The following is a 19,608-nucleotide window of genomic DNA, read 5'->3' on the forward strand; positions in this document are numbered from 1 at the left end:
AAAAAAAGCGCCCTTAGGCGCTTTTTTGCTTCAGTTACGACAATTAAGCGTAAACGAAGTCAACATGTTCAATGATTGGCTTGAACACGTGGCGTTGCATAGCTTGTGCGCGTACACCCACTTCTTTACCATCAACAACGATAGTCAGAGTTGAAGTGTAGAAATCAGCGTTAGCTTGAATGTTGATGATATCTTTGTGATCAAAAACAATAGAAACTGGCTCTTTGCCTTGGCCATAAATAACAGCAGGAACTTTACCAGCATGGCGTAGGCGGCGGCTCGAACCTTTCCCTATTTCAGTGCGGGTTTGTGCTTGGATAGTGTAAGACATGTGTTTCTCACTTAAATTTAGAGTAAAAAGTTGCCGACATTTTCGACCAATGACGGCTCATATAAAGCGCGCGAATACTAACATAGATACCCAAGGCACACAAGAATCCTACACCCCACCAATTTTTAAGCCGCGGCGTTAGTAAAAAAGGTAGCTATTTATCAAATTGAAGAACTTGTATCTTGACTGTTACAGCTGAGAAAAGGCTTTGATCTCAAACAAAAAACACGCGATCTAGATCACACTGGGAAATTAAGAAGCCTGATAAGCTCGGGCAAATTTCGATAACTGCTGTGTCAAAAAATGCGTCATGCACTATATCAGTTACAACAAGAAAACAGACTTTCATGCCAACTGGCCCGTGAACTTATCTCACTTATCGAAACCGTTCCTTACCAGCAAAATACCCTCGAATTAAAATTCTTAGAATTGCTCGCTTGTGCGCAACAGAAAAACCGCAGCTTAATATTACTCATGCAGGTCATTGAGTCGGTCGACATTGAGTTACAAAGGCAAAGGCAGTATCAATTCTCACAACATTTGAGTTTATTGATTTGTGATTGGCAACAACACAGAGAAATGAACAAACTTAACCAGCAATTTATCCCGCTGCTGAGGCATTACCTGACAGAGTCTCAAACCCTAGAGCAAAGATTCTATCAACGAGTCCAACAACAAATCATTCAAGCTACCAATGTCGTACTGGCCCACAATCGACATGCACAAAGCCAGAGCTAGGATAGTAACCCACGCCTCCCAGTTTTAAGGATAAAGCCGCGTCTCTGAGGGTTTTAAGCTTAACGTTTGGGATCGCAATATCCATAGCCATACCGCGCATGTGATAACTCTTTTTTGCCACGCCGCCACTGTTGCTCGCTAGCATGGCATTGGTTTTGGGTGAACGGTAACCAGAAATCACATGGATTTCATCGTCGACATTCAACGTCATTTTAAGTGAATAGAGTAAATCGAATAAACGTTTATCCATGGGCGCTGCCACATTCTGACGGTGATCGCGCAATAAATGGCTGAAATCGTCTAATACCTTACTTTGATAATGACCATCAACCCAGTAACTGCCATCGTCGCGTTCACCGGTATGGCGATTAAACAAACTTAACTCACGGCTCCCTTTGGTTGAACGACTGGCTACTGCTTTTGAGGGAATAAAAGAACATAATGCCACACCACTTAGGCCTAACAATAACTGCCTACGGGCAGGACATATCAAAGTCACATGATCACCTTTTGCATGCTTTTTGGTCACTAATCAAGCAAATTATACTGAATAGGCCCTAAGATCAAGTTTTGCCAACCCTATTCTGTCCACGATTTTAAAATGCTCTGCGAGTTCAATTTGTTATCTTACTCTGCTTTATCGTGCAAAATCTTAATTGAGATCTAAAACCGTGGCAGGCACGGCATTCGTCAACTCAGCTTCTAAATGGTAAATGTCATTACGGTATTGCTCTTGCCCACTGTCATCTAGCCACGCAGTCCAATACACCAGATGCACTGGCAGCTTTTGAGAAAGTGAAAACCACTGGGGCTGCGTTACATCTGGGGCTAATTTGTCCCATAAACGCTTATCTTTGACTAAATGTTCCTTAAACCATTGAGCTAATTCAGTGACTTTTTCAATCCGAATACAGCCTGATGATAGTGCCCTATCATCCTTATTAAAGAGACTTGGCTCAGAAGTGCCATGCAAATAAACACTAAAACTGTTATCAAAGTGGAACTTATATTTGCCTAATGCATTCTTCACCCCTGGGCGTTGCACTAGCTGATAGGGAAACGAAGTGCTAGCTAAAGCCTGCCATTCTTCTGGCATGTGTTGCACCAATTGACCGTTATAGTCATACACATCAAATTGGCGTTCATTAAGATAATGACCATTTCGCCGAATCTGCGGCAGGATATCTCGGCGTAAAATGCTGCTCGGCACTCGCCAACTGGGATTGAGGACCACGCTGGAAATCTGGCTATCCAGCAGCGGGGTTTGCCGAGAAGGTTTGCCCACAATCACTTTGGAATTGAGCACTGTGGTGCCATTATCGACTAAGAACATCTCAAAGGCGGGCACGTTAATCAGCAAGTAGCTTGGCTCCAACTTACGTTCAAACACTCGTTGCCGAATAGTATTTTTAGCCAATAAGACAGCCCTCGCCTTTGGCGATTGATTCAGCCAATACAAGCTCTGCTTACCAATCACCCCGTCCTGTTTTAACCCATGCCTTTGTTGGAAACGCTTAACACCAACCACCAATTCTTCGCTATAGACAAGGTTCGTCGTTGGCTCAATGGCTAAGTCACCCAAGCGCCACAAACGTTTAGCTATGGTATCAAGGAGTGGATGACTCATTCCGACCGTTAACTTTTCATCCAGCACTAAGGTTTCCCAGGGATCAGTCGCATCCAATTGCACTAAATGGGCGACTTGTTTTAGCACCCTTTGATATTGAGCATCCGTTGGAATAACGCTTAATACTGTGTCTACGGGTGCGCCGTTATTGCACTGTGCAAAGGTCTTGATATAACGCCAGTAGCCCGTCACATCAGCTTGAACCCGCGCCACATCGGCCGCTGATAAGGTATTTGGTGATAATGTTAATTCGCGATAATGCAGACCAAAAATAGGATTAACGCCCGCAAGATCCAGCAGCAACACCTGCGGCACTAATGCCGTCAGTGGCAAGACTGCATCGGGCTCATCGACTTTACTCTCTGTGCTTGGTTGCACACTGTTTAGCTGCAGCATGTCTTGCTGTGCCCCAATGCTGGGATTCGATGAAATGGCTTGAGTATCATCGGTAGCCATTGCCACTGACGTGATAGGAAAACAGACAATAACGCTCAGCACTAACAGTCCCAAACAGCGACTCATGGGCATACGTTTAATTTGCGATGCGCGTACAAACGGTGAGAAATACTGGATGATCTTGTGCAATACCATAAATACTCCCTTCGCTATTTAAGGTCAGCTGAAAACCAGCGATCATGTCAGTCATGTAATACGACTATTCCATGGGGATCAGTGAATTACTAGGGGAAAACTGCAGATTATGAAAAGAAAAAATGCCACTGAGGTCGTCAGTGGCATTTTCATTATCATAACCAACTTCATTTATGAGCAAATGCTGCGCTAATGATGGTTGGCTATGTGTTGATATTTGTTAGCAAAAAGACACCAGATCTTCTTCAACAAACTGCTCGGGTAATTTCTGCAAGCTACGTAACATCAAAGGATTCGCTAATACCATCGCCATTTCTTGGCGATTCAATACAGCTAATGCGCTCTGTTGGCAACGAGCCTCATGCACTTTCACATGCACTATCGCTTCCATCGCTTCAATCGGAGTCCCCGCAGCGCGCAAAGGCTGTTTATCTACAATAGCCAAATGCAATTCCATCAACTCAGGGTCTTTAAGCACCTGTGCTAATGTCCAAGGCTCAGCAATGTGTTCTTGGTAAGCGGCACGCGCTTCCTGTGCTTGCAAGCAAATCTTTGCAGGATTACGCTCTTCAGGTGTCGCAAGAATACCCGCACGCTTGAACACTTCGCCGATTTTAACAGAACCCGTCCAAGCTGAAATAGGCACGGCAATCCAGAGTCCAATCAACGCCGGACTCATCCAAGCTAACAAAGTCAAAGAATCCAAAATCGCCGCATAACCTAACATCACACCCGCCAGCATATGCCAGCGGTGACGATAGATTAGCGTCATCCAAGGCATACTGCCGTCATCACGACGTTGCGGCGACCAGCCACTGTCACGGCCCATCAGAATAGACATCACGGCACCACAATGGATAAACATCATGATAGGTGCAATCAGCGCTGAGAGTATGACCTCAAAAATAACACTGAATATTGCTTTAATCCGGCCACCCACACTGCGAGCAAACTCGCCATCTTTAAGCAGTAACAAGACGCCGAATATTTTAGGACCGAACAAGACACCCATAGTAATGTAGAACAATCTCAATGCCCTATCCGAGTCCATGATGGGCCAAGTGGGGAACAGTGAAAATTGATCGGTGAAATATTCAGGTCGAATAAAGTGCGCCTGCAGGGCTAACATCAAACCGGTCAAAATCAACATCAACCAGAAAGGTGATGATAAATAGGCCATGATACCCGTCAGTAAATGCAAACGGCTCACCCAGTGCAAACCTTTGGTCGGCAAAATACGCGAATGCTGCAAGTTACCTTGGCACCAGCGGCGATCACGCACGGCTAAGTCGATAATCGACGGTGGACATTCTTCGTATGAACCTGGTAAGTCATAGGCAATGACCACACTCCAGCCCGCACGGCGGATCAGCGCAGCTTCAACAAAGTCATGGCTCATGATATGGCCACCAAAAGGTGGCTTACCCTTAAGGTTGGGTAATCCGGCCGCGGTCATAAAGGCTTCGGTGCGGATAATGGCGTTGTGGCCCCAGAAGTTACCTTCTTTTTGTACCCACCAGCCTAACCCGGTACCAATTACCGGACCATAAATACGCGCCGCAAATTGCTGTAAACGGGCCATTAAAGTGGTGCCATTGATCAACGACGGAATCGTTTGGATCAAACCCGCATCAGGATCGGCCTGCATGCGCTGAGCTAAGCCAGTGATGGTTGAAGACTCCATCAAACTGTCGGCATCAAGCACTAACAAGTGATCATAGCGCGACCCCCAACGACGGCAAAAATCGGCTACGTTACCCGCTTTACGGGCGACGTTTTTACGACGGCGACGGTAATACACCCGCGAATGCTTATGGGTTTCTTGACGTAACACCAGAAACGCCTGCTCTTCAAGTAAGGCGATATCGGGATCTGTGGTATCACTTAAGATAAACCAATCAAAAGCATGACCATGACCCGTTTGCGACAAGGTTTCTGCCATCACAGAAACCGCAGAGAATACCCTATCAGGGGATTCGTTGTAGGTCGGCATTAAAATCGCGGTGCGCGTATGCAGCTCAGTCACTTGCAGATCTTTTGCCCGCGGTTTGCGCAGCAAAATTAAAAAACCCGCAATACCACTACAAAACGCTAAGGCGATCCAACAAAAGTTGACCGCAAATAACGCCAACACGAGATATTCTAGCGGCGTAATGCCACCGATACTAAATACCGCACCCATTTCATAAATAGCAAATAAAGACAGTAATAAAGCACCGCCAACCACTAAGAAGCGGCGTGAAGCACGCGAACGTACTCCATTCGCCACTGTACTACGGCGAGGGAATCCCTCTGGCATCTTACTTAAATTTTGGGGTTCCATAGCGCCAGGCCGTTCATTTGGCATAGCACTACCACCCACGAGGACTTCCGTCTCGAGTACCGAGTTTTCGGATACAGTCATATCATGTTGCTCCGTCATGAACCTTACAGCGTCCAGCGATAGAGCCAGGTTTCAACCTGACGAGGAGTTGGGAACTTGAGTTCAGCGCGCAGTTCGATAAGTTCTTTATCTTCTGGCTCTAATTCAAAAGCTAAGCGATAGCCATTATTGGCTGCATTACGGGCAATCACCACATTGGTAACCACACCACCAGACGCTTCTACTTTAGCGACTGGCATTTCATCTGTCATCGGACCTTCAATTTGATAGTCGACCACAAATAAACGTCTTGGTGTTGCTTTAGCAATATCGGCACGGCCACTGGCAGAGCGAGACACATGCACAGCACCGACTTTAGCCGCGGGTTCTTCACCCCAGCTCATGCGGTAGGCAAAGTGGAATTCACTGCCCGCAGGAATAGGCTGACGAGGTTTCCAGTAGCTGACGATGTTGTCATGAATTTCAGACTCTGTCGGAATTTCAGTCAACACCACAGAACCTTGGCCCCAGTTGCCCACAGGCTCAATCCACAGACTTGGGCGACGTTCATAATGTGCTTCTAAATCTTGGTAAGACGCATAATCACGCTCGCGTTGGATCAAACCAAAACCCTGTGGTGAGTTGTCAGAAAACGCACTGACCTGTAATTGACGTGGGTTAGCCAATGGACGCCATAAATGCTCACCACGACCGTTTAACATCAATAGACCGTCAGAATCATGCACTTCAGGTCTAAAGTCATCGGTATCATGACGACCATTGAGTGAATGCAGGAACATGCTTGTGCTTGGGGCTAAACCCACTTTGCTCAGCTCAACTCGCGGAAACAGCGTCGCTTCAACGTCAATCAAAGTGTTATCACCAGGACGGACAGAGAAAGTATAAGCACCCGCCACACTTGGGCTATCTAGCAAGGCATGCACAACAATCAAGTTGCTGTCATTGTATGGACGTTCAACCCAAAAAGCGCGAAATATTGGGAATTCTTCTCCTTCGGCATCGGCAGTTTTTAACGCTAAACCACGTGAAGATAAACCATAGGCGTTACCTTTACCTAAAGCACGGAAATAACTCGCACCTTGGAACACCATAAGTTCGTCAAACACACCGTTGGTATTCAGCTGGTTATGAATGCGAAAACCTGAATAACCAATGTCGTCATTGGGTAATGCTTGGGTAATCACTTCACCCGCAGTGAAATACTTAGGCTCATAGGCCAAGTGCGTTGCGTTCTGACCTTCCACAATCGCAATTTCGATCAAATCTTGGAAATAGAAGCCACGGTGGAACATTTGCATTTGAAAAGGCACGCCCTGATCACGCCAAATAGACGCAGTCGGGTTAAAACGAATGTCACGGTATTCATCATATGACAATTTAGCCAGGCCGGCCGGTAACGGGTCTTTAAGGGCCACATACGGTTTCGCTGCCAAACGTTTTGCAATCTTCACCACAGTATCGCTATCGAAAGCGCCTGTCTTAGTGAATCTCACTTGATTTTTTGTAGCGGGCTGAGAAATCACTTTCGGCGGAGTTACCACAGGAACTGTCTCGGCGGGTTTTGTCTCTTCAGCGTACGCGACACCAGACAGGGCGACAACAGCGCCTAGCGTCAGTGAACAAATGAGTGACGAATAAGGTTTGGACGATGGGCAACGCAACAAGCTAACCATAGATAGGTAACCTAAAAAATAAACTAAGAAATCAATGTTTTTTATGTATACAGTGAATTTTTTTCACCCTCGCTTAGGGGCGAAAAAAAACAGTTGCTTACATATCGCGAAAGATATCAGAAGGAGAAAAAAACTCATAAATAAAGATGCAGTTAACCCCTTCTACACAATACTATTTGAGAATAAGTTTATACCTAAAAGGAATATAAAAATAACATTATCATGCATATTTCTGCTTTCACAGTTACAAAAGCAGGTTAAGTGATCCAAATGCTACATTTTTGAAAGTAAAATGAGACTTTTTAAAGTCTCAACTTAGTGTGGATGATCTTAGATGAAAAAACACAATTAGCGAACCAATCTGTTGGTAAACCTAAGAATTTTTTCTAAAATAGCAGACAAACGCACAATTACACTCACCCAAATGTATCAAAACCACTGAGGTGATGTCACTTAAACTGCAGATCTATTTTAAGATGTTAACTTCTGAACTATTGCGGCAAAAAAAGAGTCACAGATAATCCGCCCTGCTCCCTTGGCGCTATCACTAAACGGCCTTGGTGCAATTCAATGATGTGATGGCAGATAGACAAACCTAAACCCGCACCTATGCCTTCATTTTCATTCACACGATAAAAACGCTCTGTGGCATTAGCAATCTGCTCTTCTGTCATGCCTTGGCCACGATCCGCAATACAGATACTAATCTCATCACCCAGTGAATGGGCCGACACTGAGATTTCTGATTCCTGCGGGCTGTATTTGCAGGCATTTTCGATAATATTTTTTAGCACCAGCAGCAGATAGAACCGATCGCAAGTCACGGTCAGCTGGGGCGCGATATCGATATTCCATTCATAATCGGTGATTTGTGGCATCAATTGATTAAGCGCATCTTCAACCATAGGCAAGATAGCGTGGGATGACACATTGAGCTCATTTATCGAATCCACTCTCGCTAACACGAGTAACTGTTCAACGGTATGACTCATGTGCACCACGCCGGCATCAATCGCGGCTAGATGAAATTTCTGCTGTGGATCATCGTCAATCAGGCTCTCTAAACCGTGTTGATGTAATTTAATCACAGATAATGGTGTTTTAAGTTCATGGGCGGCATCGGCGCTAAAACGGCGTTCACGGGCAATGAATCTAGCTATGCTATTGATATATAAGTTTAATGCACGGCGAACGGGTACGAGCTCTTTCGGTAGTGACATAGTCAGCGGCGTGAGATCGTTCGGCGCCCGCCCAATCAACTCCCTTTCGAAGGTTTTTAATGGCCGGAACAATAGATAAAACAATAGGCTAACGATAAGTAGTGTCAAAGGCAGCACAATCAAGGGCACGATAACCGCGTTGTGCATGATTTGCGATACGAGCTCTTGGCGCACTTCATCCTGCTGAGCGGTGACAATCCAAACATGATTTTTAACCGAGAAAAAACTGAACACATGCCAGAGTTCACCTTCGAACACTTTCTTGTGATAACCCTGCACGAATCGGGTGATAGGTTGATGGCCAATATTGTCCGACAGCACTAAGGCTTCGCCCGCCTCACTCCAAATTTGAAACGCCAATTTATGCTCATAGGCGAGTTTTAGGGCATCGGCTTTTTCGGCAAAGGAACTGATCTGGCTATCGGGAACGTGGAGCACTTGCGGTCTCGCGGTACTCTGGGGCGTCGCACCGGGCTCAGTGTGATAAAACAGCTCCAGCATTTTCGCGGTTTGCAGCATTTGCGCATCGAAGAGTTCTTCTATTTGATGCTTAGAATCCCGAGTACTCAACCAGCTAGAGACAGCAACGGACACTGAAATACCTGACAAAATCAATAATGTCAGTACCAAACGCAGTGAATACACATCCAGCCCCTTTAATCGAATCACTTTAGTTTCCTAACGTTTACCCTCAGCTAATCACTGAGGTATCAATACCCACAAACGTGAGTATTGTCACTTAATTCAGCGAATTAATTTATTTCAATCAAGGTATAGCCGATTCCACGCACGGTTTTAATCAGCTCATTGGCGAGCTTTTTACGCAAATGATGAATGTGTACTTCAATCGAGTTGCTGCCGACTTCATCCCAACCATAGGTTAACTGTTCCAGTTGGCTGCGCGTCAATACGCGCCCAGCTGATTGTGCGAGTTCAAGCAATAATTGGAATTCACGCCGTGAAAGCAGCACATTTTGATCGCGAAAGGTCACTTCACGGGTATTTAAATCAATACACAGCGCGCCAATAATCAAACTGTTGTGATCGAGCCCGTACTGGCGTCTGACAATGGCGCGAATGCGCGCGGCCAATTCACGCACATCAAAAGGTTTACCGAGATAATCATCGGCGCCCATGTCTAAGCATTCGAGCTTAGTGTCAAAATCAGTATTGGCGGTCAGGACTATTGTAGGAATTGACACTCCCTGCTGACGCCAAGCTTTAAGTAACTCTTTACCGTTACCGTCGGGTAAACCCAGATCGAGCACTATGGCACTGAAGCTTTCATTTTTAACACCCTGTAATGCTTGCTGATAACTATTAAGGTGATCAACCTGCATGCCCAGCTTTGCCAAACTCAAGCAAATCCCTTGGGCCAATAACTCATTGTCTTCAACCAACATAATACGCATTCAATGTCCTTAACAGAGCCTTTTAAAAGAACCCTTAACGGAAAATACTAAACTTAACATCTTGTTGCTGTAAAAATGCTTCCGCATCTTGGCCCTGTAGCATGGCCATAGTCGCCAGCATTCCCGCGGTCACGCAATTTGGCCCTAACACAGTCACGGAGCGCGGCGCATGGACGACAGGGTAGCCAGTGCGTGGATCGACAATATGGCCGTAACGCTTTCCATCGACTTCAAAAAATCGCCGTGTATCGCCGCTGGTCGCTAATGCGCCCTGGCTAATAGCCAGTACACTGGCCGCGTGATCGAGATGGCGAGGATCTTCAATGCCCACCTGCCATGGGTTCACTTTGGACACAGGACAGGCGATATCGCCGCCAAAATTCACTAACACAGGAATATCTGGATAACATTCAGCCAACTCATAGGCGACTCTATCAACCGCATATTCCTTAGCTACGCCACCAAAATCCAATTTCATGCCCGTTGGCATCTCAATATGGCGCGAATCAAACTCGATACGCTCAAACCCCACTAAGGCTTTCGCGGCAAGTATGCGGGCATGTTCGGGCAATTGGGCTTTGGGATCAAAGCGCCACAGTTCCATTAACGGCCCTGCAGAGATATCAAATAATCCATCACTAAGCTGAAAACATTGTTTGGCAAAAGCCAATAACTGCCAGGTTTCTTCATCAATAAGCTGCTTATGACCATAGGCATGGTTTAATTGCCACAGACAGTTCTGCGCAATAAAGCGACTGTACTTATGTTCAATACGCAGCGCCTCAGTGACGGCCATATCCAACATATCGTCGGCAATATCAAGTTGATCACATGCAATGAGTATTTCACAGGGACTCGCCATGGCCCTAAATTCGCCCACATAACCCCAATCACGGCGTTGCAGCGAATAAAGTGCGGTTTTTAGGGATGATGTCGACATCATAAATCACCTCTTTACATGGCACCCCACTGGAATTCAGCTTAAATAAGCTCAGGGGTAAATTGAGTATGGGTAGCTAAGCTACCCATACAGTTTAACGCCTTGCTATCTGAGTCAGTAGCATTATTTCGTATTAAAAAGAATAACTAAACTGTGCTGTTATTGCCTTCTGCGTCGGGAACAGATCAAAGTTTTGCAACTCTCCTGGGATAGTCGTACCGTTATTTTTCGGATCCTGTTGGTAATACTCTAAGCGATACGACATCTCATGACCGCCCGATAATCTATGACCAAATTTAATCCCTATCGTATAAGCCGACATATCACCGATACGATAGTCGGCACTGGCAAACTCGGGCAGTGGCGTATCTGCCATCAAGAAAGGTTGATAGAAGTTAGCCGCCGTTTGTTGGTAATAACGTAGATGCAATTGACCGTAAAAATTGCCCGTAAAGTAATAACGGTAATGGGTTTCTAAGGTGTGCGATGTGAGATCCCAATCATCAGTATTATAACGATAGGAAAAATCCACCACGCCCGCATCCAACGCGCCTTTAGTCATCACATAGAAGCTATGCTTCAAGCGAGCATCGGGGCGGCTTTCATACAAGAGATCCTGAGTAATGCCATTATTATCCACCACACTGAGCACTTTGTAGGGATCGGTTAAATAGCCATTGACACTCGATAAGCCGTAATTGGCCTGCAACAACCAGCGCTGACTGAGCACTTGGGTGATGCCTAACATCACATCGGCGGTTTGCTTGTTATCACTGCCACTTTGACGAGTCGCATCAAATGCGGTGCGGTAGGCGGCTTCACTGGCGAAGTTATCGCGAACCGCCATGGAGGATAAATCCACCGGACGTCCACCGACAGGATCGACCACATCGAAGCTGTAAGCTGTGCCTAAAAATAACGTAGTGTTGTCTTTGTTGAAACCGCGCTCAATACTGGCATTGAGCCCCATTGACATATAATCGAATTCTTTTGAACCATAGACCCCAGCGTTGACTTTCCAGTCTGAATTAAGCGCTTGGGCCCAATTAACGCTGCCTTGAACGCGGGTATCGTGGAACGTGTCATCGAGCGGTGTATCGCCCGCTGCCACACTGTATTGGCCATTGCCCGAAGGACGAGTAAAGGTTTGGCTGGTACTTTGAGCCACAGCGCCCGAAGCCGAGGCACCGGTTAAGCTATCGACCACCAGTTTGAGATCCAGCATGCTATCATCGCCAAAGGCTTTTTGTGCTGTACCTATGGCTTCAACGGCCTGTACTCTATCCTGCTCACCGTAATACATTAAAGCAGCATCGACCTTCCAGTCGTCTGCTTTTTTAGATAATTCAGTCGCGTGGCCACTGGTGGCAAACAATCCACAACTGGCTAAGGCTAACGCACCCGCAATCTGTTTCGATTGTCTTGCATTTATTTGATTCTTTTTTTGGGTCATAGCTGACAACACCTGTAGGTCACTTTCATCTATTCAATACCGCGGGATTTCGCCCCAGAGCTCATCACATCTATTCGTTACATCTAAGGGCAACTAACACCAACGGAGAGTTTAGTTACAGCCACATCCACCACCGGCAAAGGCACGACCGCCGCTACTGCCTTCTTTACTAAAATAAATATGGTCATCGAGCGCCAGATCGAGCTTTTCACTGTCGAGCGCCATATCAGCACGTGCCAACTGGCCTTTCTCCCACGGCTGCACCCCTAAATTTGAACAACCACTCAAACCTATAATGAGTGTGACTGCGACTAATGCGGGTTTAAGCATAAATTACTCCTTCAGTAAACTGACGAGCTCTTGCTCGTATTCAGCGGCTTTATCGGCATAAAAACCAACATGATGCTGCACTAACTGACCTTGGCGATTGAACATGAAACTGCTCGGCATACCCAGCAAATCGAAGCTGCGCGCGACATCACCTTCTGGATTGAAACGCACTGAAAAATTGGCGGGGACTTGTTTTAAGAATTCTTGGGCTAACTCGTTATCTGTATCTAGGTTGATTGCCACGACGGCCAAACCTTGATCTTGATACTTTTTTTGGATCTCATTCATCCACGGAAAGGATTTACGGCAAGGCCCACACCATGAGGCCCAAAAATCGACATAGACGACTTTGCCTTTAAACTCACTCAGGGAAACAGCTTGGTTCTGCGCGTTAAACACTTGATGATCCAACGACGGCGCGGCTTGTACGCCAGCAGCCATTAAACTGAGTAACAACAATATTTTCTTCATAGAATATTCCGCGTTAACGATTACCTTTGAATCTATTAACTGAATCTTAAGGTTTTCTTAAACAAGCTGATATTAGTCCAATTAAGCCGTATGCACAGACTCCCCCACTTAAGGTCGGCATTTTCAACAGCGCAACCTTAAATAACATGAGCGCCGATAAAGTGACCGATTTCATCCAAAATGGCAAATATGAGACATTTTGTCCCATTAGAAAAAGTGAAATTAGATCTGCGTCATGTTAATTAAATGTCAAATTCAGTTCTATCACATCTCTTGAAAATTCTTGATATACATCAAGAATCTTTACACTCCAACGGCCTAAACTGACCCTGTCAATTATGTAAACCCTTACCAATTTACATTTAAATAACAAAAAAGGTTGACCCATGGACACACATGCAGCCCTATATGAACAGGGAAAGGCGCGCTTAGATGCGTTACGCCAATTCGCTCCCCGTCAACAACAATCGCTGATTGAAAAAATGCAACAGCACGGCATTAGTCGCCGTGATTTTATGAAGTGGAGTGCCATGGTGACGAGCATGCTCGCATTGCCGCTCCCTTTTAGTAACTTAGTAGCCGAAGCTGCCGAATTAGCCGACCGTGTACCCTTAATCTGGTTACACATGGCCGAATGTACTGGCTGCTCAGAATCCTTAATTCGTACCGATACCCCCAATCTAGATTCGCTGATTTTTGATCATATATCCTTGGAATATCACGAAACCTTAATGGCTGCTGCGGGTTGGCAAGCCGAAGAAAACCTCGAAAATGCACTCGAAACCTACAAGGGCCGCTATTTACTGGCCGTTGAAGGGGCGATTCCGACCGCCAATAACGGCAGCTTCCTCACTGTGGGCTGTAAAGGTCACACAGGATTAGAAATCATCAAACATGCTGCAGAAGGCGCCGCCGCGATTATCTCTGTCGGCACCTGTGCGGCGTTTGGTGGCGTGCAAGCTGCCTATCCAAACCCAACGGGGGCGAAAGGCGTGCACGAAGTGGTCAGTAAACCCATCATTAACTTAGGCGGTTGCCCACCGAGCGAAAAGAACATAGTCGGCACTTTGATGTACTTCATCATGTTCGGAAAATTACCTGCGCTGGATATGTTTAATAGACCTAAATGGGCTTACGGCGCACGGGTACACGATAACTGTGAACGCCGCGGCCGCTTCGATGCTGGTGAATTCGTTGAAGAATTTGGCGATCACGGTGCGAAAGAAGGTTACTGCCTTTATAAAGTCGGTTGTAAAGGTCCTTACACCTACAACAACTGCCCAACCGAGCGCTTTAACCATCACACTAGCTGGCCAGTACTCGCTGGACACGGTTGTATGGGTTGCTCAGAACCTAACTTCTGGGACGATATGGCTGACTTTGAAAAACCCCTTGGCCGTCAACTCCTCCATGGATTGGATGCGACCGCAGATACTATTGGTGCGGTGATTTTAGGCGCGACAGTGGTGGGCATTGGAGCCCATGCCGTTGCCAGTATTTTTGCCAAACCGCTGGAGGAATAACCCATGAGCAAGCGCGTTGTTATTGACCCTATCACACGTATCGAGGGTCACTTACGTATCGAAGTCGAAGTTGATGAAAATAACGTCATCAACAAGGCTTGGTCATCCTCCACACTTTGGCGCGGTATTGAAGTCATTCTCAAAGGCCGCACGCCTATGGATGTTGGCCTTATTGTGCAACGTATCTGTGGCGTATGTACCTATTCCCACTACCGCTGCGGTACTGAAGCGGTTGAAAATGCGTTAGGAATTCAAATTCCATTGAACGCGAGATACTTACGTTCATTAATGCAAACCTCTTTATACATGCACGACCATATTGTGCATTTCTACCATCTACACGGTCTTGATTGGGTGGATGTGGTGTCTGCACTGAGCGCCGATCCTGCTAAAGCGGCACAAGTTGCCCTGAAATACACAGACCATCCCATAGCGGCGGGTGAAGGTGATTTAAGAGCCGTGCAAGAAAGAGTTAAAGGCTTTGTCGAAACAGGAAAATTAGGTCCATTTGCCAACGCTTATTGGGGCAATGGCACCTATAAGTTTACTCCAGAGCAAAACCTTATCGCACTTTCTCACTACCTTAAAGCGCTTGAAGTACAACGTGTTGCGGCGGAAATGCTGGCCATCTTTGGCGGTAAATCTCCACATCCACAATCCGTTGTTGTTGGTGGTGTGACGTCGGTGCGTGACATGTTAAGCCCTGCTCGCCTGCAGGAATGGAAGCAAAAACATGCGACCGTGACTGACTTTATCCTGCGTGCTTATCAAGCGGATATCGTGATGGCGGCCGAAGCCTTTGGTACTGAGCCAAGCGTGCTGGGTGGCGTGAATGTGAAAAACTTCATGGCGACCGATGACTTTGTGTTAGCCAATGGCGAATACATGTTCAATCAAGGCGTGATCATGAATGGCGACCTTGCCGGTGTCAGCGATGTAAACCCAGATCTGATTGCTGAAGACGTTAGCCATGCTTGGTATAGCGCCGATGCGCCGCAGCATCCCTATGACGGTACAACGATTCCTAATTACACTGGTTTTGTTGAACGCGATACCGTCTACGGCAAGCTGCCAACGCTGGATGGTGATGGCAAATACTCTTGGGTGAAATCACCCCGTTATCAAGGTGAACCCGTCGAAGTGGGCCCATTAGCCTGCCTATTGGTGAGCTATGCCCGTGGTAACAAGGTGGTTGTGGATTCGGTCAATGCCCTGCTTGCTCGCACTGGCTTACCCGTTGCCGCCCTATTTACCACTTTAGGTCGCACCGCAGCCCGTATGTTACAGACAGTTATCGTCGCCCAAGAAGGATTAAAAACCTTCGATGCGCTGCTGACGAATATCCAGTCTGATGAATCAACCTATGTGAAACCCAATATCGACCCGAGCAAAGAGTACATAGGTCACGCCATGATTGAGGCGCCACGCGGCATGTTAAGCCATTGGATCCGCATCAAAAATGGAGTGATAGAGAACTATCAAGCCGTAGTACCGACGACCTGGAACGCAGGACCTGTGGATGCCAACGGAAAAATGGGTCCCTATGAAGCCTCTTTAATTGGCTTGAAACTGGAAGATCCTACTAAGCCCCTTGAGGTGATACGTATTATTCACTCATTTGACCCTTGCATGGCGTGTTCTGTACACGTGATGGATTTTAAAGGTCAGGCATTGAGCGAGTTCCGTGTCAGCCCCAATGGTCAATAATCGAGGGAGGGAACGCAAAATGAACCATTCTGCAACCCGCATTCGGACACTGGTTTTTAGTCCGGCAATACGGATTTTCCACTGGCTCAGGGCACTGTCTATTTTAGTGTTGGTGATCACCGGATTCTATATTGCTTGGCCGTTTCTTGTGGCGCCTGAAAGTACGGATGTGCTCGTACAAGGCTGGATCCGCTTCGCTCATTTGATCTGCGGTTTTGTATTGACCGCGATCACCTTAGTCCGCTTCTACCTGTATTTTTTCAGTCGAAGCGACATTGAGCGGCGCTCATTTCGCGATGTCATGAGCGTAAAAAGCTGGATCACTCAGTTGAAATCTTACTTATGGATGGGGCACTTACATAAAGCGGGTGTCTATGGACCGCTGCAATTTGTGACTTATGTAGCAATCTCACTGGTCGCTCTTGTGATATGTATAACGGGTCTGGTGTTGTACGCCAATGTGTATCACCAAGGTTTAGGTGGGATGCTTTGGGGCAGCGCCGCTTGGATTACGGCACAAATGGGTGGGCTGGCACAGGTTAGGATTTTCCATCACTACTTAACTTGGGCATTTGTTATCTTTGTGGTTATCCACGTCTATATGGCGGTTTGGTCAGGGATACGCTTCAAACATAACTCAGTTGACTCGATTGTCTCTGGCTATGACTACCCAAAGCCAGACTCACACCACTAGGAGTCCAATGAAGATATTGCTACTCGGTATTGGCAATGTCCTGTACGCCGATGAAGGCATCGGCGTACATTTTGTCAATTATATAGCTGATAATTATCAGTTTACCCATGAGTCTCACCAGCTGAAGCTGCTCGATGGCGGCACCTTGGCTCAGGGACTCATTCCCATTATTTGCCAATATGATTATTTAATCGTGGTCGATACTGTCAATGCCAATGGCGTAGAAGCGGGCGAGGTCTACTTCTTCGATTTTGATAAGGCTCCGAAGGAAATCGACTGGCAAGGCAGCGCCCATGAAGTCGAAATGCTGCAAACCCTCAATATGATGGAAATGGTTGGCGACAGACCTAAGACCTTTGTGCTGGGCGTCACCCCAACCGTGCTCGAACCTATGGTGCTGGGTTTGACCCCTAAAGTCGCCGCCGCAGTGCCGTTAATGGAATCAAGCTTGTTATCCCACTTAGCCTCCCTTGGGTTCACTGCGACGCGTATTGCCGATCACAGTATCGACTCGCTGATCCCTGACTCTTATAAACGCGGCGTTACTACTGGTGAAAGTATATAGAAAATGAAAAACATCAGATTTGATTTTACCTGTTCACGTCAGGTGCCTTTGTACGCGCATTTATGTAATCAATACCTAAATTACGATGCGCTGAACATCAGCATAGGCTGTGATGGGCAACAGGACTTTGGTCAGCACAGTTACTTTATTGAAGCCCAGGGCGAGCAGACTCAACTCGAGCAACTGGCCGATGCCATTGCCGCGGACTTTTTGATTTCCGCTTGGTTGATTGACTCCGGCATTAAGGTCATCGACGAGCCCCAAGGCGGCAAAACCTTACTGCCCTACTCACAGTCTGGATCAAGTCCTGCCATCGCGCCTTTTTGCCAGCAATGTTATCCGCTGATTGGCGATAATCAGTCGGCGAAGTTTGGCGCGCTAGATTTAGCCTGCCCTTGCTGCAAGGGCGAAACACAATTAACACCAGCGCAAAAAGCCTTAACCTTGTCAGATATAAAAGCCATGGCACAGGGGCTGCTGACACAAGGCCCACTGACATTAGCGGCCGCCGATGATCTACAACTCAGCCTGACACCGTTTGCTCTGCCCTTAGGCGAGCGGCCACAACTGTTAATCTGTAATCCCAATACGCTAAACGCCCATTTCTGCCTGAATGATGCGCAGGTGCTCGCGCTTTCCAGTATTGAAAAGCCGCTTATCTGCGCCAGACCCACGCAAGAGCACGACAAACTCAGTGCGCCGCTGTACGACATTTGTTTTGCCTACAGCCGGGTGATTTTAGTACTCGCCGAAGTGTTGCGGCAAAAAGGGATCGATTGGGTTTATATCCAAGGTAAGCATAATAGGCCGAAACTCGCGTGGGTCGATGGCGCTTGGGCGCAACTTGCTAGCAAAGATTTAGGCTCAACGCAGGCTCAAACCAAGCACTTTATCGCCCCAGAACCCTTAAGGGAAAAAGTCAGCCTTCACGGTTATCAAGCCCAATGGCAAGCAGCGAAACGGTCACGTTCCCATCAAGGCGAACTGAGTGTGGCGGTATTAGCTCAATCGAGTGAAGCGACTCACACTGCTAACACCTTTGCCGCTAATACAGGTGCCGCTAATGGTGAAATTGAGCATGCTGGCACGTCACACGCTAGCGATACCGAAAATCATACCATCGCGGACGCAGCGTTATTCAGTGCCTTACTTAACGGTAAATTTACCAGCCACAGACAGGCAAAAAATGCCGCGGTCATTTACTTAAGCCATACCCACGCCAGTCAAATTGTCACCTGTGATAACAAGGGCGACACTGAACTCTTCTTTGCCTTGCCCGAGCTGCCCGATAACGGTTACGAAATTTTCCATCAACTGGACAGCAGCCCACAAAAAGCCGTGGCACAGAAGTTTAAAAGCCTGTTCCCCGACGATTATTTAAAACTCCTAAGCCTAAAGCTTCACGGCAGACGGGACAACTTGCAAAGTTTGTGGGCGATCGCCGCCATTTTAATTGGCCTCAATCCCCAAGAAGAAACGCAAAGCCAAGAAAGACTCAGCGATGCACTGATGGCCGCCGCCATGCGTTACCACGGCGCCAATGCCCCACGTATCGATTATCCACTGACCAAAGGTGAAGCCCACCGCAGCCTGAATTGGTGTAAAACCTTAGGCACAGTCTTGAGTTTTCGTATCGCAGGTAATGACGACCCGAGTCAACTCGCCTTTGCGATGCAAGACTCGCTGGCGGACTATCTTTCTAACTGGATCGAGCATATCGATTTAAATATCGGCGTGCACAATGTTGCCTTAGCGGGCAATGAATTAACGAATGAAACCCTGTGTAAACGCATCAGTTTACGCTTAGGCAAAAACTTCCCCTTAGTGATCAATCGTAGTCTAGATTTAGACGGCGATAACTTAGCCGTTGGCGCACTTTACGTTAAGCAGCGCCAACTGAATACCCATGATTAGGAGGCCAAAAGTTAAGTCACAACGCATGCAGCCACA

The 19,608-nt window shown here is 46.9% G+C and carries 17 protein-coding genes; 6 read left to right on the plus strand and 11 right to left on the minus strand.

The window, feature by feature from the left end; genetic code table 11:
• Window positions 1–43 precede the first annotated feature (43 nt).
• Window positions 44–331, minus strand: coding sequence for a 50S ribosomal protein L25 (rplY, locus tag Q4Q50_RS06545; protein WP_028760163.1), 288 nt, complete (start codon window positions 329–331; stop codon window positions 44–46).
• Between the two features lie 303 nt (window positions 332–634).
• On the opposite strand from rplY, the gene Q4Q50_RS06550 reads away from it, so the two are divergent.
• A complete protein-coding gene (locus Q4Q50_RS06550; protein WP_311898868.1) occupies window positions 635–1,069 on the plus strand; it encodes a hypothetical protein in 435 nt (144 codons plus the stop codon).
• On the opposite strand, the gene mepK is transcribed toward Q4Q50_RS06550, so the two are convergent.
• The 10 genes from mepK to Q4Q50_RS06600 all read right to left on the minus strand — a co-directional run bounded on the left by mepK (window position 1,020) and on the right by Q4Q50_RS06600 (window position 13,169).
• Complete coding sequence (gene mepK / locus Q4Q50_RS06555) at window positions 1,020–1,568, minus strand: peptidoglycan L,D-endopeptidase MepK (protein ID WP_311898869.1); 549 nt, start codon at window positions 1,566–1,568, stop codon at window positions 1,020–1,022. The two genes, Q4Q50_RS06550 and mepK, sit on opposite strands and share 50 nt — an antisense overlap.
• A 153-nt stretch (window positions 1,569–1,721) precedes the next feature.
• Window positions 1,722–3,287: a L,D-transpeptidase family protein gene (locus Q4Q50_RS06560; RefSeq protein ID WP_311898870.1), complete on the minus strand. Its 1,566-nt coding sequence runs from the start codon at window positions 3,285–3,287 to the stop codon at window positions 1,722–1,724.
• Window positions 3,288–3,507: 220 nt separating this feature from the next.
• Entirely contained in the window at window positions 3,508–5,691 is a 2,184-nt protein-coding gene (mdoH, locus tag Q4Q50_RS06565) for a glucans biosynthesis glucosyltransferase MdoH (RefSeq protein WP_311898871.1), read from the minus strand.
• A 23-nt stretch (window positions 5,692–5,714) separates the two neighbouring features.
• On the minus strand, window positions 5,715–7,343 hold the full coding sequence (locus Q4Q50_RS06570) for a glucan biosynthesis protein G (protein ID WP_220592799.1): 1,629 nt from the start codon (window positions 7,341–7,343) through the stop codon (window positions 5,715–5,717).
• A 491-nt stretch (window positions 7,344–7,834) separates the two neighbouring features.
• A complete protein-coding gene (locus Q4Q50_RS06575; protein WP_311898872.1) occupies window positions 7,835–9,232 on the minus strand; it encodes an ATP-binding protein in 1,398 nt (465 codons plus the stop codon).
• Window positions 9,233–9,315: 83 nt separating this feature from the next.
• Window positions 9,316–9,975: a response regulator transcription factor gene (locus Q4Q50_RS06580; protein WP_006081389.1), complete on the minus strand. Its 660-nt coding sequence runs from the start codon at window positions 9,973–9,975 to the stop codon at window positions 9,316–9,318.
• 34 nt (window positions 9,976–10,009) lie between these two features.
• The gene (locus tag Q4Q50_RS06585; RefSeq protein ID WP_311898873.1) at window positions 10,010–10,918 is read right to left on the minus strand and encodes an FAD:protein FMN transferase; all 909 of its coding nucleotides are present in this window, start codon (window positions 10,916–10,918) and stop codon (window positions 10,010–10,012) included.
• A 130-nt stretch (window positions 10,919–11,048) separates the two neighbouring features.
• On the minus strand, window positions 11,049–12,368 hold the full coding sequence (locus Q4Q50_RS06590) for a DUF3570 domain-containing protein (RefSeq protein WP_107947234.1): 1,320 nt from the start codon (window positions 12,366–12,368) through the stop codon (window positions 11,049–11,051).
• A gap of 111 nt (window positions 12,369–12,479) precedes the next feature.
• Complete coding sequence (locus Q4Q50_RS06595) at window positions 12,480–12,698, minus strand: DUF4266 domain-containing protein (protein WP_006081386.1); 219 nt, start codon at window positions 12,696–12,698, stop codon at window positions 12,480–12,482.
• A 3-nt stretch (window positions 12,699–12,701) separates the two neighbouring features.
• Window positions 12,702–13,169 carry a TlpA disulfide reductase family protein gene (locus Q4Q50_RS06600; RefSeq protein ID WP_006081385.1) on the minus strand — a complete coding sequence of 156 codons (468 nt, stop codon included), beginning with the start codon at window positions 13,167–13,169 and terminating at the stop codon, window positions 12,702–12,704.
• 386 nt (window positions 13,170–13,555) lie between these two features.
• Here Q4Q50_RS06600 and hyaA point away from each other — a divergent pair, with 386 nt between their 5' ends.
• From hyaA to Q4Q50_RS06625, 5 genes are read left to right on the plus strand one after another with little or no spacing between them, the layout of a single operon-like run.
• Window positions 13,556–14,692, plus strand: coding sequence for a nickel-dependent hydrogenase small subunit (gene hyaA / locus Q4Q50_RS06605; protein WP_311898874.1), 1,137 nt, complete (start codon window positions 13,556–13,558; stop codon window positions 14,690–14,692).
• A 3-nt stretch (window positions 14,693–14,695) separates the two neighbouring features.
• Window positions 14,696–16,399 carry a nickel-dependent hydrogenase large subunit gene (hyaB, locus tag Q4Q50_RS06610; RefSeq protein WP_311890789.1) on the plus strand — a complete coding sequence of 568 codons (1,704 nt, stop codon included), beginning with the start codon at window positions 14,696–14,698 and terminating at the stop codon, window positions 16,397–16,399.
• 19 nt (window positions 16,400–16,418) lie between these two features.
• Window positions 16,419–17,093, plus strand: coding sequence for a Ni/Fe-hydrogenase, b-type cytochrome subunit (gene cybH / locus Q4Q50_RS06615; RefSeq protein WP_006081382.1), 675 nt, complete (start codon window positions 16,419–16,421; stop codon window positions 17,091–17,093).
• 7 nt (window positions 17,094–17,100) lie between these two features.
• Entirely contained in the window at window positions 17,101–17,658 is a 558-nt protein-coding gene (locus Q4Q50_RS06620) for a HyaD/HybD family hydrogenase maturation endopeptidase (protein ID WP_006086407.1), read from the plus strand.
• A gap of 3 nt (window positions 17,659–17,661) precedes the next feature.
• Window positions 17,662–19,572, plus strand: coding sequence for a NiFe hydrogenase (locus Q4Q50_RS06625; protein ID WP_311898875.1), 1,911 nt, complete (start codon window positions 17,662–17,664; stop codon window positions 19,570–19,572).
• Window positions 19,573–19,608 lie beyond the last annotated feature (36 nt).

It is taken from the genome of Shewanella scandinavica (assembly GCF_031932065.1).
Lineage (GTDB): Bacteria > Pseudomonadota > Gammaproteobacteria > Enterobacterales > Shewanellaceae > Shewanella > Shewanella baltica.

What these genes read in the sequence shown, in the direction of transcription:
- Q4Q50_RS06620 (WP_006086407.1), top strand. Translation starts at nt 17,101, where the DNA reads ATGAAGATATTGCTACTCGGTATTGGCAATGTCCTGTACGCCGATGAA.
- Q4Q50_RS06585 (WP_311898873.1), bottom strand. Translation starts at nt 10,918, where the DNA reads ATGATGTCGACATCATCCCTAAAAACCGCACTTTATTCGCTGCAACGC.
- hyaA (WP_311898874.1), top strand. Translation starts at nt 13,556, where the DNA reads ATGGACACACATGCAGCCCTATATGAACAGGGAAAGGCGCGCTTAGAT.
- rplY (WP_028760163.1), bottom strand. Translation starts at nt 331, where the DNA reads ATGTCTTACACTATCCAAGCACAAACCCGCACTGAAATAGGGAAAGGT.
- Q4Q50_RS06550 (WP_311898868.1), top strand. Translation starts at nt 635, where the DNA reads ATGCGTCATGCACTATATCAGTTACAACAAGAAAACAGACTTTCATGC.
- Q4Q50_RS06590 (WP_107947234.1), bottom strand. Translation starts at nt 12,368, where the DNA reads ATGACCCAAAAAAAGAATCAAATAAATGCAAGACAATCGAAACAGATT.
- mdoH (WP_311898871.1), bottom strand. Translation starts at nt 5,691, where the DNA reads ATGACTGTATCCGAAAACTCGGTACTCGAGACGGAAGTCCTCGTGGGT.
- Q4Q50_RS06570 (WP_220592799.1), bottom strand. Translation starts at nt 7,343, where the DNA reads ATGGTTAGCTTGTTGCGTTGCCCATCGTCCAAACCTTATTCGTCACTC.
- Q4Q50_RS06600 (WP_006081385.1), bottom strand. Translation starts at nt 13,169, where the DNA reads ATGAAGAAAATATTGTTGTTACTCAGTTTAATGGCTGCTGGCGTACAA.
- hyaB (WP_311890789.1), top strand. Translation starts at nt 14,696, where the DNA reads ATGAGCAAGCGCGTTGTTATTGACCCTATCACACGTATCGAGGGTCAC.
- Q4Q50_RS06580 (WP_006081389.1), bottom strand. Translation starts at nt 9,975, where the DNA reads ATGCGTATTATGTTGGTTGAAGACAATGAGTTATTGGCCCAAGGGATT.
- cybH (WP_006081382.1), top strand. Translation starts at nt 16,419, where the DNA reads ATGAACCATTCTGCAACCCGCATTCGGACACTGGTTTTTAGTCCGGCA.
- Q4Q50_RS06595 (WP_006081386.1), bottom strand. Translation starts at nt 12,698, where the DNA reads ATGCTTAAACCCGCATTAGTCGCAGTCACACTCATTATAGGTTTGAGT.
- Q4Q50_RS06625 (WP_311898875.1), top strand. Translation starts at nt 17,662, where the DNA reads ATGAAAAACATCAGATTTGATTTTACCTGTTCACGTCAGGTGCCTTTG.
- Q4Q50_RS06560 (WP_311898870.1), bottom strand. Translation starts at nt 3,287, where the DNA reads ATGGTATTGCACAAGATCATCCAGTATTTCTCACCGTTTGTACGCGCA.